The organism is Erwinia magellanica (assembly GCF_039023495.1).
Taxonomy (GTDB): Bacteria; Pseudomonadota; Gammaproteobacteria; order Enterobacterales; family Enterobacteriaceae; genus Erwinia.
The window spans coordinates 760,415-775,847 of record NZ_JBCHVC010000002.1 but is presented as its reverse complement, the minus strand read 5'-3'; the positions used below and the strand labels follow the sequence as shown (position 1 = coordinate 775,847).

Genomic DNA, 15,433 nt, shown 5'->3' with positions numbered 1-15,433 from the left:
AGGCTTTAGCCATCTTTCTTTTTGCCTGAACGCCAGGCCGATTACACCAAGGAGCGAACTATGTCATATCAGACAATAAATCCCGCAACTAATAAGCTGATTAAAACCTGGCCGGACCACAATGAACAACAGGTTGAGCAGGCGCTGAAAACCGCTGACGACCTCTATCATTCAGCCTGGTCTAAAGGCCCGATTCAGCCCCGTGTGCAGGTGCTGAAAAAGCTTGCCGATCTGATTGATGGCCGCGTTGATGAGCTGGCAAAAGCGGCCAGCATCGAGATGGGTAAATTGATCAATCAGAGCCGTGGAGAAGTAAAACTTTGCGCGCAGATTGCCCGCTACTACGCTGAAAACGCTGAGCGTTTTCTTGCACCGACGCGCTATCCAAGCGATCTGGGTGAAGCATGGGTAGAGAACCACCCGATTGGCGTACTGGTAGCGGTTGAACCCTGGAATTTCCCCTACTATCAGTTGATGCGCGTGCTGGCACCCAATCTGGCAGCGGGCAATCCGGTACTGGCAAAGCATGCAGCCAACGTCCCACACTGCGCCACGCTGTTTGAAGAGCTGGTAACCGAAGCTGGCGCGCCGAAAGGTGCCTGGACCAACCTTTTCGTCAGCAACGATCAAATTGCTGCCCTGATAGCTGACGACCGGGTACAGGGTGCAGCCCTGACCGGTTCCGAACGTGCAGGCAGCGCCGTGGCACAGCAGGCTGGTAAATACCTCAAGAAAACCACGCTGGAACTTGGCGGCAATGATGTTTTTGTGGTGCTGGATGACTGCGATCTGGATAAAGCGGTGAAGGCTGGCGCCGTTGCCCGTCTCAGCAACTGCGGACAGGTTTGTACCGCCGCCAAGCGCTTTATTGTGCATGAGAAAGTAGCCGATGCGTTCCTGGAGAAATTCAGCCAGGCGTTCCGTGAAATCAAAACAGGCGATCCGCTGGATGAAACAACCACGCTAGGCCCGCTCTCTTCTTCTTCTGCCCGCGATACGCTGGTGAAACAGGTAGATCAGGCTGTGGCGAAAGGGGCGAAGCTGCATCTGGGTGGGAAAATTGTCGCGGGTGAAGGCTGCTTCTATGAGCCAACCATCCTCACCGGCATCACCCGTGATAATCCGGCTTATTTTGAAGAGTTCTTCGGTCCGGTTGCACAGGTCTATGTGGTTAAAGATGATGAGGAAGTGGTAAAACTCGCCAACGATTCTCACTATGGCCTGGGCGGTGCGGTATTTACGCAGAATATCGAGCGCGGTAAGAGTCTCGCCTCGCGTATTGAAACCGGTATGGTTTATATCAACTCTGCCAGCGATACGGCGGCTGAACTGCCGTTTGGTGGCGTGAAGCGTTCCGGTTACGGTCGCGAGCTTTCTGATTTGGGTATTAAAGAGTTTGTGAATCAGAAGCTGGTGGTCATTAGCGCCGATTAACAAGCAGTAAAGAAAAAGCGGAGCGCCCTGCTCCGCTTTTTTTATGCCATCAGAATGGCGAACTGCTGAGAGCCGAAGCTGAGGAAAAAAACCGCCCCAGAGCTGAGCGGTTTAATTGATTCTTCAGTCTGTCAGTTATTTCGCTTCGCTGTTGCCTGCGGCAGCATTTTTGCTGCTGTCCGCTTTATCCGCATCAGCAGTTGCCGGAGCAGCATCGCTCTTTGGCTCAGCAGCAGGAGTTTTCTTCGCGTCAGCAGCTTTTTCGCTTGCTGCGTTCTGCGCAGCTACCTTTTCGGTACCCGCCTTCTCTTTCGCAGCCTGGCTGGCAGCTGATTTGTCCGCTTCCGCTTTCGTTTTTGCAGCCTGCTCTGCTGCTGCTTTATCGGCAGCGGCTTTTTCTGCCGAGGCCTTAGCCTGAGCAGCTTTATCCGCAGCAGCTTTGTCGGCAGCGACCTTCGCCGCCGCTACTTTATCTGCTGCCGGTTCGCTGCTCTCTGTCGCTGCGGGCGCAGCGGCTGGCTGCGGAGCATTGACGGCCATAGGCGTGCCCTGAATCGCTTTATTGAGTACCTGAGTAAACTGATCCCATGAACAGAAACCGTTGGCATCCGTTGGGCAGCCGTTCATTTGCAGCGTGACACGCTTAGGAGGGGTATCCAGCGAAAGTGGTGTGGCATCACGTAACTGTTCGGTGCTCTGGTAAACATATTCGACTTTGACCAGTTCACGATCGTTTTTCTTGTCATGCCAGCGCTGGAACTGGATCATCCCGCCAATAGGCGTGCGCTCATTCTGTTCTGGCAAAGTGTAAGGCTTGAAATCTAACGCTGTCAGCAGTGAAGCGATGTTGGAATCGTGGCCAACCATCAGCGTCACTTTAGGCGCGTTGGCTTTATCTTCATCCACCAGCATACTGCGGATGTAGTCAACCAGCGGAGCCGCTACATCACGCGCCACTTCTGGCGAGGTGAACAGCGCATCCTGATAGCCGTTTTTAATGGCAGAGAGTTCTTTCCACTGCTCAGGCGTTTTGATCTGGCCCCAGGCAACCTGATCCAGCGGCATACCTTCATAATATTGCAGAGTAAAGGCATCAACCAGCGAGTTGCCCACTTTCAGCGGGCCAGAGACGTTAGGCTCTTTGCCATTCTCAGCACTGAATTTGTTTTGATTATCGCTGGAGAGATCGCACTGTTTCTTACCGTCACAGGCCGGAGCGTTTTTGTAATCGATGATCTTTTCAAGACGCTGGAAGGCAGGTTTCAGCGCCAGCTTCTCACCTGCGCCGTTCATTGCCGTCAACGCCTGTTTATTGAAGGCTTCACTACCGTCAGTAATGACCGGATTAAACACCGGATCCATGGTGCCCATCTCATCCTGATGCGAGACAGGAACATCGCAGCCAGGGAAAGCGCCGGTAATAAAGAACTGAGCCGTAGCCACCGTGCGTTGCAGGCTGTTGGCATAAGCGTAAACTTCGTCAGAAGTCGGGCAAACATCCTGTTTCACCAGCCCCTGCTGAGCCAGCCATTCACGGGTATAGCGGCCCATATAAACTTCCAGCACGCCACCTTTAGTCGTTAACTGTCCACCCGGTACGTCCCATTTTGGCCAGGCCTTTTTGCTGGACTGCGCCAGAACGCTGCCATTGTCGGCCAGCGGCGCACGCAGGTTATGGCGGCTCATCATTAACACTTGCTCAAGCTGGTAATCGTCGTCAGCAGCATAGGCCGAGGTCCCGGTCACTGCCGAGCAGACTGCTAACGCGCAAAGACTAAACTTTTTAATCATGTGTTTTTCCATTGATTCAAGGGTAAAGCACCCGGCCGTATAATGGCGATGCGGTTGGGAAAAGGATCGCAACGGCGTTCGCGACGGCGCCTGAAAAAGGAGCCAGGCGTGGGCATTGGTGCTGAGAATATAGCAGAGTATCGCCTTTGCCGTTCAGTCGCATCAGGAGATTGAAAAGAAACAATATGTTTTTTCGGAATGCCTGACCTGTAAGGGGAACACAGCGGTTACGGCCAGGAAAGAGACAAAGCAAAACGGGCCAGCTTACGCTGACCCGTCGAATTTGATGGTGGAGAGGCAGAGATTCGAACTCTGGAACGGTTTCCCGTCGCCGGTTTTCAAGACCGGTGCCTTCAGCCACTCGGCCACCCCTCCACGCTGTTACCAGTTGTTGTTACCGGGAAGTAGCTGACACCTCCTGAACAACTGATGGCGCGCAGTATAGGGGATGCCGTTGGCTTTGCCAAGACTATTTTTAGCTATTTTGTTGAATCGATGCACTTTTATCCAATTCACAGCAAAAAGTTGGCAGCGCCGCCAGTGGCGCTCTTTTTACCGCGCATAGCAAAACGGGCCAGCTTATGCTGACCCGTCGAATTAGATGGTGGAGAGGCAGAGATTCGAACTCTGGAACGGTTTCCCGTCGCCGGTTTTCAAGACCGGTGCCTTCAGCCACTCGGCCACCCCTCCACAATGAGGCGAACTATAAACATCCTCCCAGGGGATGTAAAGTCTGTTTTGGATCGGTTGCCTGAAAAAGCAGCGAACAGCGTTTTTTTGCTGCTAATATCACCATCCCGCTCACAGAAAAAGCAGCTGACCGCGTAAAGAAGGGTAAAACGCCTTCCCCCGCTTCGTTGCGCTCCTTATTCTCACAAGTAAATTGGTGACCCTGAGAGGCATTTTTATGGATCGCATTGTTTCAAGTACCCACAGCAGTTCGTTAATTACAACCCACAAGGTGCTGCGCAATACCTATTTCCTGCTGGGGCTGACGCTGGCCTTCTCCGCCGTAACCGCGACCCTGAGTACCGTCTTCGCCCTGCCTGCACCCGGTTTTATTCTGATGCTGGCTGGTTTTTACGGCCTGATGTTCCTGACCTATCGTCTGGCTGACAGCCCTGGCGGTATTCTGGCAGCCTTCGCCTTTACCGGTTTCCTGGGTTACTGTCTGGGGCCGATGCTTAACTCGTTACTCTCGGCAGGTATGGGAGATGTCATTGGTCTGGCATTGGGCGGCACGGCGCTGGTGTTCTTTAGCTGTTCAGCCTACGTACTCACCACCCGTAAGGATATGTCGTTCCTCGGTGGAATGATGATGGCCGGTTTTGTGGTTCTGCTGGTTGCTGTCGTGGCCAACCTGTTCCTTAATATTCCGGCACTGCATATGGCCATCAGCGTGATGTTTATCCTGTTCTCATCAGGGGCTATCCTGTGGGAAACCAGTAACATTATTCACGGTGGTGAAACCAACTATATTCGCGCCACGGTCAGCCTGTATGTTTCGATCTATAACATCTTTGTCAGCCTGCTCAGCATTCTGGGTATGTCTCGCAGCAACTAAGCCGTGCTGCTCTATACGCTAAAAAAGCCCCGCCTCTGCGGGGCTTTTTTTGTGTCACGTTCAGGCCCCCTTGATCATTCCTGCCTCCGGGACTATCCAGCTAATAAACCCCTTTGCTAAACTAGGGCGCTGAGCAGAACAACAGAGGCAATAAAGTGTTATTTCAGGGCAAAGAAATTGAACGTGATGCGCAGGGTTATCTGAAATCCACCGCGGACTGGTGTGAAGAGCTGGCGCCTCAGCTTGCCGAGGAAGAGGCCATTGAGCTGACAGAGGCTCACTGGGAAGTGGTGCGTTTTGTTCGCGCCTTCTATCTGGAATTCAATACCTCGCCGGCAGTCCGCATGCTGGTTAAAGCCATGGCACAAAAATATGGCGAGGAAAAAGGCAACAGTCGTTACCTGTTCCGCCTGTTCCCTAAAGGCCCGGCCAAACAGGCTACCAAAATTGCGGGTCTGCCCAAGCCTGCGAAATGCCTCTGAACTATTTAACGCGCAACTGACAGGCTGCACGCGCTGCGGGGCAAACTCTTTCCGGTTTAACCCGTGCTAAATCTGTCCGGCATTTCCTGCGGCTTGTGTGGCTCTTCAAGTACCTTTTCAACACTTGCGCTTCGCGGTCCGCCTTGTTTCAACCAACTAATCAGCGCCTGTACCTCTTTTTCCTCGCCACAGGCCAGCACTTCCACGCTGCCATCGTCCAGATTTTTGGCGTAACCTTTTACGCCCAGTTCCTTCGCCTGACGCTGCGTGCTGTAGCGAAATCCTACGCCCTGAACTGTGCCATGTACCCAGGCTTTAACGCAGACAGTAGTCATATTTTCTCTCCGATGATGACGCAGATTGCAATTTACCGGCTTGCACCGGACAATAACCTCTGTTTTTCTGACTTTAAGCATAGCAAATATGACTGCTCGTTTGATTCTTGCCAAAGGACGTGAAAAGTCCTTACTCCGTCGTCATCCCTGGATCTTCTCTGGTGCGGTTGCCCGCCTGGAAGGAAAGGCCCAATCGGGTGAAACTATAGATGTTTGTGACAGCCAGGGAACCTGGCTGGCGCGCGCTGCCTGGTCCCCTGAATCGCAGATCCGTGCCCGTGTCTGGAGCTGGGACCAGGATGAGTCGATTGATGTCGACTTCTTTATCCGTCGCCTGCACGCAGCACAGCCGCTGCGTGACTGGCTCGCTGAGCGTGACGATCTTGACAGCTATCGTCTGATTGCCGGTGAGTCCGATGGCTTACCGGGGATCACCATTGACCGCTTCGACAATTATCTGGTTCTGCAACTGCTGTCGGCGGGGGCAGAATATCAGCGCGCTGCGTTGATCGCTGCCCTGCAACACTGCTATCCGGATTGTGCCATTTACGATCGCTCCGATGTAGCCGTTCGTAAGAAAGAAGGTCTTGAGCTGGTTCAGGGTGTGGTGCTGGGTGAGATGCCGCCAGAGCTGCTGCCAATTTCCGAACAGGGTATGAAGCTGCTGGTTGATATCCAGAGCGGTCACAAAACGGGTTACTATCTGGATCAGCGCGACAGCCGCCTGGCGACCCGCCGTTACGCCAAAGACCGCCGTGTACTGAACTGCTTCTCTTACACCGGCGGCTTTGCCGTATCCGCCCTGATGGGGGGATGCAAGCAGGTTATCAGCGTGGATACTTCACAGGGCGCGCTGGATGTAGCCCGCCAGAACGTAGAGCTGAACGGACTGGATTTATCGAAAGCAGAATTTTTGCGCGATGATGTGTTTAAGCTGCTTCGTCGTTATCGCGACAGCGGTGAGAAATTCGATCTGATCGTGATGGATCCGCCGAAATTTGTGGAAAATAAAAACCAGCTGGCTGGCGCCTGCCGCGGGTATAAAGATATCAATATGCTGGCAATGCAGCTGCTTAACCCGAACGGCATGCTGCTGACGTTCTCCTGCTCTGGCCTGATGCCAACTGATTTATTTCAGAAAATCATCGCCGATGCCGCGCTGGATGCCCAGCGTGATGTACAATTTATAGAGCAGTTCCGGCAGGCAGGCGATCATCCGGTGATCGCCAGCTACCCGGAAGGGTTGTACCTTAAAGGGTTTGCCTGCCGCGTACTGTGACTTGAAAACGCCGTTTCTGCCCCCACTTTGGTAGCAGAGCATTGTTTATCAGGAGGTCACGATGATAGCCAGCAAATTTGGACTCGGTCAGCAGGTGCGGCATAAGCTGCACGGTTTCCTTGGCGTGATAGTAGATGTCGACCCGGAATACTCTTTAGACGATCCGGAGATTGACGACGTAGCTGGCAGCGAGTCGCTGCGGGATGCGCCCTGGTATCACGTCGTAATGGAAAATGAGGCGGGGGAAACTGTTCATACTTATCTGGCAGAAGCACAGTTAAGCTGGGAATTGCCCGGCGATCATCCCGAGCAACCCTCGATGGACGAACTGGCTGCTTCAATCCGTGAACAGCTTCAGGCACCGCGTCTGAGAAATTAATCATAAAATCCCCGCTATGCGGGGTTTTTTTTTGCCTTTTCCCAGCTCCGGACGAGATTTTTACCTTTTTTCCAGCCCCAGACGCGGTATCTCAATTTTTGGACAGCGATCCATCACCACCTGCAACCCAGCCTCTCTCGCCAGCACCGCTGCCTGCTCATTAATGACGCCAATCTGTAGCCAGAGTGATTTTGCACCCACGGCTATTGCCTCCTGCGCCACTCCCCAGGCTGCTTCAGAGTTACGGAATACGTCCACCATATCGACAGGCTCAGGAATATCTTCAAGCTTTGCATAGACCTGCTGTCCCAGCAGAATCTGCCCGGCCAGTTTTGGGCTGACTGGCGTGACTTTGTACCCCTGCGCCAGCAGATAGGCCATCACCCCATGACTGGCTCTGCCAGGTTTTTCGCTGGCGCCTACCAAAGCAATATGGCGGGTAGTGTTAAGAACATCAGCAATTGTTTGGTCGTGCATAGACTTCTCCTTTCAGGACAGATAATCCAGTGTATGCCGATTTCAGGCAACGCCCGATTAATTCCCCTGAAGATGACAAATCCTTGAGATACAGCACGAATAAATATGTTAAAATGTTAATATTCTGCAATACTGAAAGACTTTGATACACTCGTTGTTATCGCGTCCCTGCCCCTCTGGAGAAAGAATGAAGCTGCGTTTGGTCATTGCAGGCGTTATGGCTCTGCTGGTTGCGGCAACTGCCCAGGCAACCACGCTTAAGCTTGCCTCTGATATTGACCTGCTGGTGCTGGATGGCCGTAAAATTTCCGGTTCGTTACTGAAAGGTGCTGAAGGGCTGGAACTTGAACAGGGAGAGCATCAGCTGCTGTTTCGCGTCGAAAAAAGTCTGAATAAAGATGCGCAAAAGAGCATATCCTGGCGCTCCTCTCCCCTGATTGTTACTTTTACCACCCGCTCCAGAGCCATTACCATTACCCTTCCCCCGTTAACCACGGTTGCTCAGGGAAAAGCTTTTGATAAGCATCCTGAATTTCAGCTTCTGAATGAGCATGGTGCGGTGATTGAGAGTCAACAAGATCGCCTGCTGACCAATCCAGGAACCAATTACGAACAGGTAATGGTGATTTACAACCTGAAAGGCAACGTCGCTTCCGTGCCCCGCTTTGCTCAGCTGCATACCTCTGCTACCCCCTCCGGAAGTGACGGCCAGGATTTTGCCAGCGGCAACCTTCCGGGCAGCCGCATCCTGCAACTCTGGTATCAGCAGGTTGACTCCGCCACCCGTCAACGCTTTGTTATGTTAATGCGCGCGTTGCGTACCAGTTGATGTTCTCTCCCCTTTCAGCCTAAACTCGACGGGCTTTATCGGACAGTTCCCTATTGGTTTGTGGTGAAATCAGGAAGCAGGCATGGATCAAACAACTCGCAGGATTCAGGAAAAAAAACATATTGCGCTGGTGGCGCACGACCATTGCAAAACCTCGCTGATGCAGTGGGTCGATATCCATAAAGATGTGCTCCAGGCGCATACGCTTTACGCAACAGGCACTACCGGCAACCTGATTCAGCGCGCTACTGGCCTGCCTGTGACCGCCATGCTGAGCGGCCCTATGGGCGGCGACCAGCAGGTTGGTGCCCTGATATCAGAAGGCAAAATCGATGTGCTCTTCTTTTTCTGGGACCCATTAAACGCGGTTCCGCACGATCCGGATGTCAAAGCGCTGCTCCGGCTGGCTACCGTATGGAATATTCCTGTAGCCACCAACCGCGCAACGGCCGATTTCATTATCCATTCGCCGCTGTTCGCCGAGCCTGTCGATATTATTATTCCCGACTATCAACGCTACTTGCAGGAAAGACTGAAATAAGCGTGCGCCTGCACGCTCTTTTTCAGGGCTTTCGCAGAACCGGAACGCCCAGTTGCTTAATCTCCTCAACAAATCCTGACGGATCTTCTTTATCAAAGAGCAGCCAGACCTGCTGTTTAGCGCGGGTCATGGCGACATAGGCGAGCCTGCGCTCTTCAGCATCGGGGAAGGCTTCCGGCTGGGGCAACAAGGCCTGCTCCATCACCGATTCTCTTGCCGCCGCAGGAAAACCCTCTTTCCCCGCCTGTAGCCCCAGCAGCACCACATAATCCGCCTGCTGCCCTTTACTGGCATGGATGGTAGAGAAATCCAGCTTCAGTTTAGGCCAGCGCGTTTTGGCTTTTTCCAGCAGCGCCGGACGCAGATAATGGTATCGTGCCAGTAAAAGGACTCGCTCATCGGCTGTTGCATAGCCGCTGATTTTATTCAGCAGCGCCTCCAGTTGCGCTTCAGGAAGCAGTGAGATCGACTTTTTATTGCCTTTGCTCAGGCTGTTGAGCGGCTTTTTAAGCTGACAGGGGTTGCTCTGCACAAAGGTGTTAGCAATCTCACCAATGCGATCGTTAAAGCGATAGGTGGTGTCGAGTACGCAGCGGTCCCCTTCGCCGAAATAGTGATGAAATGCCGTGGTCAACGTCATATCTGCTCCGCTGAAGCGGTAAATTGCCTGCCAGTCATCCCCCACCGCAAACAGGGAGGTTTGTTTATTTTGCCTTCTCAGCGCACTCAGCAACAGCGCCCGTTGCGGAGAGATGTCCTGAAACTCATCCACTAAAATGTGCTTCCACGGACTGATAAAACGGCCTTTATCCAGAATATTTACCGCCTGATGGATCAGCCCGGAGAAATCTACCGCGCCTTCCTCTTTAAGCGCGTTTTTCCACGCTTTTAACAGCGGGGCCATTAATTTCACCCGTTTTGAGAAAAGCTCGCGCACCTCTTCGGGGGCAGACTCAATCATTGCGGCCTGGGCACCGCCATGCATACGCATCAGCCCCAGCCAGCGTTCAAGGCGACTGGCGAGGCGTTTGGCAAGGCGCTCATCTTGCCAGAAATCGCCTTCCCCAAGCTCCCATTCCAGCTCCTCTTTTAACCACTGACGCCAGCCGTTGGCCTGAGCTTTCTTCTCGCTGCATTGCTGACGCCAGGTCTCAATCAGCAGCTTATGCCGCAGCGAAGTATCCGTTTCCAGTTTACTGACTGAAGGCGCTCTGTTGCTGCCCTGCTGGATAATGTGTAAAGCCAGTGAGTGGAAGGTGCGGGCCTGGATGCCCTCACTGTTCAGTCGCTGCTCAATGCGCTCATTCATCTCTTCTGCCGCCTGACGGCCAAATGCCAGCAGCAGGATCTGCTCGGGCGCCGCCTGATTACGCAGCAGTAACCAGCCTGCCCGTGCCACCAGCACCGACGTTTTACCGCTGCCGGCACCCGCAAGCACCAGTACCGCCTCTTCGCCATTGACCACGGCGGTGGCCTGAGATCTGTTTAACGGGGACGTTTCAATCGTGTTGAAGAAGTCAGCATAGTGGGCCACCATTTTTTCTGACCACGCCCTGTTACGTTTCTGCCGCTGAGCATCACTGCTCTCCAGCCAGGACAAACAGTAGCGGTAGGCCTCACGACAGTTTGCAAAATCATCCAGCCGTTCGACGGGCAGAGGCAAAGCGGAGAATGCTTCCAGGATCTCGCTACGCCATTCAGCTATATCGCGCCGCTTAAGCCACCGATCCTGCCCTTCGCTCTCTTTTAACCTGACAACCTGCTGCGCCAGTACTCCGGCGGAGATCTGGCTCATCTCCTCGCTCCACTGCTGCCAGGCCTGATTCAGGTAGTGATAAAAACGCTGCGTTTCCTGCCATTCGGTACCATGCAGCCGCACCACTTTTTCTTCCGGCAGGGCAAACTCCAGCTCGCCCCAGACCATGCCACGTTTGCATTTGATGGCTAAGAGCTGATTAAACGGGATGAGATATTCATGCTTTTCACCACTCACCTCGACGCCTGCCGTCAGCAGCCGCACCCGGTTATAGGGATGTTGCGCCAGATGCTTACCTAACGACGTTGCTTTCAGTTCCATGTCCTGCCTCAGGCTGCGGTTGTCTTTACTGCTGTAGTTTACCGGGCTGGAGTGTACCGCTCCAGACTTAAAACGCGCTACAATCAACGCATTGTATTATTGAGTTCCGCGCACTGTAAGGGAAGCGAACCTATGCGTACCGTTTTAAATATTCTGAATTTTGTTTTGGGTGGATTTTTAACGACCTTATCCTGGCTCTTTGCCACGCTGGTCAGCATCATCTTTATCTTCACCCTGCCGTTAACCCGCTCCTGTTGGGAGATCACAAAACTCTCTTTGCTCCCTTATGGCAACGAAGCGGTGCATGTGAATGAGCTGGAGCCAGGCAAAAAAAGCGTGCTGATGAACTCTGGTGGAACAGTGCTGAATATCATCTGGGTCATTTTCTTTGGCTGGTGGCTGTGCGTGATGCATATCATGACCGGCATTGCGCAGTGCATCACGATTATTGGCATCCCGGTCGGCATCGCCAATTTCAAAATTGCCGCGATTGCCCTCTGGCCCGTGGGTCGCCGCGTAGTAAGCGTTGAAGTGGCGCAAGCCGCACGCGAAGCAAACGCCCGCAGCAGGTATAACTGAGTTGATGGTATCGTTGAGTTCCAGCCTGCGGCGCTATGCCTATAATAGCGCTCTGCTCTACAACCTGCGCATCTTTATTGCGCTGTTGGGGAGTGCGGGTGTGCCCTGGTGGCTGGGGCAAATTACCTGGACCATTCCCCTGACTCTGGGGGTAGTGGCGGCGGCGCTGGCTGACCTTGACGATCGCCTCAGCGGCAGATTACGCAATCTGTTGATCACCCTGGTCTGCTTCTGTATCGCTTCTGTCTCTGTTGAGTTGCTTTCGCCTTATCCCTGGCTTTTTATCGTGGGCCTGGCTGTTTCCACCTGGGGCTTTATTCTGTTAGGGGCGCTGGGGCAGCGCTATGCCACTATCGCCTTCGGCGCGCTGCTGATCGCCATCTATACGCTGTTGGGGCTGGGTTTGTTCCCGCAATGGTATCTGCAACCCTCGCTCCTGCTGGCAGGTGCCATCTGGTATAACCTGCTTACCCTGACCGGCCATGTGATCTTTCCCGTACGCCCTTTACAGGAAAACATTGCGCGCAGTTTTGAGGGGCTGGCTCTCTATCTGGAGGCGAAAGCAGGCCTGTTCGACCCCGATACAGAGGAGAATGACAACGCCTCGCTGATTGAGGTCGCCATGGCTAACAGTAAGCTGGTTGCGACACTTAATCAGACAAAAATCTCTATACAGTCCCGGTTAAGAGGCGACCGAGGGCAGCGAAGCACTCGTCGGACACTGCACTACTACTTTGTTGCCCAGGATATTCACGAACGTGCCAGCTCATCCCACGTGCAGTACCACGCACTGCGTCAGGAGTATCGTTACAGTGATATCCTTTTCCGTTTTCAACGGCTGCTCACGCTTCAGGCCAGGGCGTGTCAGCAGCTGGCAAACTGCATTCTTTTGCGAGAAACCTATCAGCATAACAGCCGGTTTGAGCGCGCTTTTGTCCATTTAAATGCGGCGATGGAGAGACTTTCTGCCGCCAGACCAGGCAGCAGCGAAGTCAAAGCGATGCACTATCTGTTGAATAACCTTAAGGCGATTGATGCGCAACTGGCGACCATCGAGTCTGAACAGATCCTGGAAAATAATATGGAAAGTCACGATCAGACTCTTTCCAGCGAGGGGCTGACCGGCTGGTCTGATATCCGCTTACGCTTCAGCAGGCATTTGTCGCCCGAATCTCCGCTGTTCCGCCACGCTGTACGCATGTCGCTGTTGCTCTGTGCAGGTTATGGGTTTATTCAGTTAACCGGGCTGGAACATGGCTACTGGATTTTGCTAACCAGCCTGTTTGTCTGCCAGCCCAACTACAACGCAACAAAACGCCGCCTGGCACTGCGTATCGCCGGGACGGTAGCGGGTATTATGCTTGGCCTTCCCCTGCTCTGGCTGGTTCCCTCCGTTGAAGGACAGCTGATTTTAATTGTCATCAGTGGCGTGCTGTTTTTCGCTTTCAGGCAATCGCAATACGCGCATGCAACCATGTTTATCACCCTGCTGGTACTATTCTGCTTTAATCTGCTGGGTGAAGGTTTTGAGATTGCCCTGCCGCGTATTATCGATACGCTTCTGGGCTGTGGCATCGCCTGGCTCGCCGTCGCCTTTATCTGGCCTGACTGGCGATTCCGGCGGCTCTCCTCGGTTGCAGAACGGACGCTGAATGCTAACTGCCGCTATCTTGACGCTATTCTGGTGCAATATCATCAGGGCAAGGACAATCGTCTTGACTACCGGGTTGCGCGTCGTGATGCACATAATGGCGATGCTGAGCTGGCCTCCGTGGTTTCTAATATCTCTGCCGAAAAAAATGCCTCGGCAAGCTTAAAGGAAGCCGCTTTTCGCCTTATGTGTCTGAACCACTCCTTTCTCAGCTATATCTCCGCGCTGGGAGCACATCGCGAGAAAATAACGCGGCCTTCTATGCTGCAATTAATGGATGATGCGGTTTGTTACGTTGATGATGTACTGCATATTGATGTGACAGATGAAACTAAGGCAAAACGATTGCTGGCCAATCTTTCTGAACGTTTAGCGGCAACAGAAGCCGACCCGGAAACGAAAGAACCTCTGGTATTGCAACAGGTCGGCCTGTTAATAGCGCTTTTACCGGAAATTGCTCATTTGAAAAAAAAGGTGCTGGCAGCTTAGGTTTTACGGGGCTTATTTTGCGTCTGGTAGCGCATCGTTTCGTTGTACCAGACGCGTAACTCTTCCTTGATAGCCACCGGCAGCGCTTCGTAATGCAATCCTTGTATAGCGCCGTGCAAGGCATAGAGAATATTTACGCCCAAATTTCTGTTCATGGCATACAGCTTGAGCCAGCAGCGTTTAGCCCCCTGCTCTTTGAGCATTTCAACGGTAGAAATCCCGGCTCGTCTGAGTTGCACTTCCAGTTTCAGGCTGAGATTGGGAAGATCTTTGAGCCTGCGGATTTTATTTTGTGTGGCCCTCTCCCTGGCAGCCCCCTGTAAACATTTTTGCGAAAGCGCAATCAGCTCTTCAGGCTTCTGCCATAACGGCTCATCTACCCGATAGTATTCAAGCTCAACGGGGATCCCTCGTTTAGTGAACAGCAGGGGCTTCATGTTGTGTTCAATAATATAGGGTCTGACTTCCTCACAAGCCCGCAGATAGAGTTCCCCTTCACTGACAAGGGCAAAGACTACGCTCTGGACCGACAGGCTGTATCCGCCAAACTGACTGCGGCTACTGATCTCTCCCAATGCTGAGAGCTGCTGTTTCGCGCTGGCAATTTTACTTTTTGAATCTCGCATATTTTGACCTTTCCTTGTAAATTATCCTGATAAATCCTTCATTTAGGAAATAAAAAAATAAGCAATCACCGTTACAAGTTCAATGAATAAATCCCCCTGCGCCGCTCTGCGTTAATATTTTGCGAGACGTTTCCAGGAAAAATAAGATTGATCTTTGGTCAGCTGCGATATACTGTATATTCATACAGTAACCCCTGAGAGCGAAGCCATTATGCAAACGCATTCCCTGAAATCTTCTTCTGTTAAGGCGGGCCGTCGTCAGGCCGTGGATTGTGCGTCAGCACAGCCGGGTTCCATGACAGGATTAATCAGTGAGCTGATTTATAGCGAGGATCAGCCTGGTATGACGCAGGTGTTGTTACTGCCACTGCTACAGCAGTTAGGTATGCAGTCGCGCTGGCAGCTCTGGTTGACTCCGCAGCAGAAATTAAGCCGTGAATGGCTGATTCAGTCTGGCCTGCCGCTGGATAAAGTGATGCAAATCCATCAGCCAGGTGCTATTACTACGGTTGAAGCGATGATTAAAGCTTTGCAGACGGGCAATTACAGCGTGGTATTAGGCTGGTTACCGGAAGATATTTCTCTGGCCGACCGGCAAAGGCTTCAAGCCGCCGCTGAGATCGGACAGGCTTTAGGATTGATTATGCGTCCGGATCGGATCATCAGCGCCTCCTCCAGACCGTTTCGCGGGCTAAAAATTCACTCTACTTTGTATCATTAAGTAAAAATAAGATTTTTCTCATGAGAAAATTCTCCTGATGCCCGGATAACCCTCTGATTATGCTATGAGCCTGCGGGACAATGGCTTAGCGTCATTTTTACCCCCCCAATTTCAGACGTAACCTGGCTGAAGATGTGTAAATTTGTGTACGAAACGCTGTTTTTTTGCTGACCTCCATC

Annotated in this window: 15 protein-coding genes and 2 tRNA genes; 10 read left to right on the top strand and 7 right to left on the bottom strand. The window is 52.7% G+C overall.

All coding sequences use genetic code 11. The features are described from left to right. Positions 1–60 precede the first annotated feature (60 nt). Positions 61–1,434, top strand: a complete 1,374-nt coding sequence (locus AAH450_RS10885) for an NAD-dependent succinate-semialdehyde dehydrogenase (protein WP_342910217.1) — start codon at positions 61–63, stop codon at positions 1,432–1,434. A gap of 135 nt (positions 1,435–1,569) precedes the next feature. Here the strand turns inward: AAH450_RS10885 and agp are convergent, their stop codons facing one another. From agp to AAH450_RS10870, 3 genes are all read right to left on the bottom strand, one after another. After that, positions 1,570–3,225: a bifunctional glucose-1-phosphatase/inositol phosphatase gene (gene agp / locus AAH450_RS10880; RefSeq protein ID WP_342910216.1), complete on the bottom strand. Its 1,656-nt coding sequence runs from the start codon at positions 3,223–3,225 to the stop codon at positions 1,570–1,572. Positions 3,226–3,512: 287 nt separating this feature from the next. Continuing rightward, positions 3,513–3,600, bottom strand: a tRNA-Ser gene (locus AAH450_RS10875). Positions 3,601–3,827: 227 nt separating this feature from the next. Next, positions 3,828–3,915, bottom strand: a tRNA-Ser gene (locus AAH450_RS10870). A 217-nt stretch (positions 3,916–4,132) separates the two neighbouring features. On the opposite strand from AAH450_RS10870, the gene yccA reads away from it, so the two are divergent. Beyond that, positions 4,133–4,789 carry an FtsH protease modulator YccA gene (yccA, locus tag AAH450_RS10865; RefSeq protein WP_342910215.1) on the top strand — a complete coding sequence of 219 codons (657 nt, stop codon included), beginning with the start codon at positions 4,133–4,135 and terminating at the stop codon, positions 4,787–4,789. Between the two features lie 155 nt (positions 4,790–4,944). Further along, the gene (gene tusE / locus AAH450_RS10860) at positions 4,945–5,271 is read left to right on the top strand and encodes a sulfurtransferase TusE (protein ID WP_342910214.1); all 327 of its coding nucleotides are present in this window, start codon (positions 4,945–4,947) and stop codon (positions 5,269–5,271) included. Positions 5,272–5,327: 56 nt separating this feature from the next. On the opposite strand, the gene yccX is transcribed toward tusE, so the two are convergent. Further along, positions 5,328–5,606, bottom strand: coding sequence for an acylphosphatase (gene yccX, locus AAH450_RS10855; protein ID WP_342910213.1), 279 nt, complete (start codon positions 5,604–5,606; stop codon positions 5,328–5,330). 88 nt (positions 5,607–5,694) lie between these two features. On the opposite strand from yccX, the gene rlmI reads away from it, so the two are divergent. Continuing rightward, positions 5,695–6,885, top strand: a complete 1,191-nt coding sequence (rlmI, locus tag AAH450_RS10850; RefSeq protein WP_342910212.1) for a 23S rRNA (cytosine(1962)-C(5))-methyltransferase RlmI — start codon at positions 5,695–5,697, stop codon at positions 6,883–6,885. 61 nt (positions 6,886–6,946) lie between these two features. After that, entirely contained in the window at positions 6,947–7,264 is a 318-nt protein-coding gene (gene hspQ, locus AAH450_RS10845) for a heat shock protein HspQ (RefSeq protein ID WP_306213208.1), read from the top strand. 60 nt (positions 7,265–7,324) lie between these two features. Here hspQ and AAH450_RS10840 read toward each other — a convergent pair whose 3' ends face one another. Then, on the bottom strand, positions 7,325–7,741 hold the full coding sequence (locus AAH450_RS10840; protein WP_342910211.1) for a CoA-binding protein: 417 nt from the start codon (positions 7,739–7,741) through the stop codon (positions 7,325–7,327). Positions 7,742–7,928: 187 nt separating this feature from the next. Between AAH450_RS10840 and AAH450_RS10835 the strand changes: the two genes are divergently transcribed. Together AAH450_RS10835 and AAH450_RS10830 are read left to right on the top strand one after the other, a co-directional pair. Beyond that, entirely contained in the window at positions 7,929–8,570 is a 642-nt protein-coding gene (locus AAH450_RS10835) for a YccT family protein (protein ID WP_342910210.1), read from the top strand. Positions 8,571–8,652: 82 nt separating this feature from the next. Beyond that, positions 8,653–9,111 (top strand): methylglyoxal synthase, encoded by a 459-nt coding sequence (locus tag AAH450_RS10830; protein WP_342910209.1) that lies wholly within the window; start codon positions 8,653–8,655, stop codon positions 9,109–9,111. A 22-nt stretch (positions 9,112–9,133) separates the two neighbouring features. Here the strand turns inward: AAH450_RS10830 and helD are convergent, their stop codons facing one another. Next, a complete protein-coding gene (helD, locus tag AAH450_RS10825) occupies positions 9,134–11,188 on the bottom strand; it encodes a DNA helicase IV (protein ID WP_342910208.1) in 2,055 nt (684 codons plus the stop codon). Between the two features lie 132 nt (positions 11,189–11,320). On the opposite strand from helD, the gene AAH450_RS10820 reads away from it, so the two are divergent. Together AAH450_RS10820 and yccS are read left to right on the top strand one after the other, a co-directional pair. Next, positions 11,321–11,767 carry a YccF domain-containing protein gene (locus AAH450_RS10820; protein ID WP_318790570.1) on the top strand — a complete coding sequence of 149 codons (447 nt, stop codon included), beginning with the start codon at positions 11,321–11,323 and terminating at the stop codon, positions 11,765–11,767. Positions 11,768–11,771: 4 nt separating this feature from the next. After that, positions 11,772–13,907 (top strand): YccS family putative transporter, encoded by a 2,136-nt coding sequence (gene yccS, locus AAH450_RS10815; RefSeq protein WP_342910207.1) that lies wholly within the window; start codon positions 11,772–11,774, stop codon positions 13,905–13,907. On the opposite strand, the gene AAH450_RS10810 is transcribed toward yccS, so the two are convergent. Continuing rightward, the gene (locus AAH450_RS10810; RefSeq protein ID WP_342910206.1) at positions 13,904–14,533 is read right to left on the bottom strand and encodes a TfoX/Sxy family DNA transformation protein; all 630 of its coding nucleotides are present in this window, start codon (positions 14,531–14,533) and stop codon (positions 13,904–13,906) included. The genes yccS and AAH450_RS10810 overlap by 4 nt on opposite strands. A gap of 211 nt (positions 14,534–14,744) precedes the next feature. Between AAH450_RS10810 and sulA the strand changes: the two genes are divergently transcribed. Continuing rightward, a complete protein-coding gene (gene sulA, locus AAH450_RS10805) occupies positions 14,745–15,254 on the top strand; it encodes an SOS-induced cell division inhibitor SulA (protein ID WP_342910205.1) in 510 nt (169 codons plus the stop codon). The last annotated feature ends 179 nt before the right edge of the window (positions 15,255–15,433 follow it).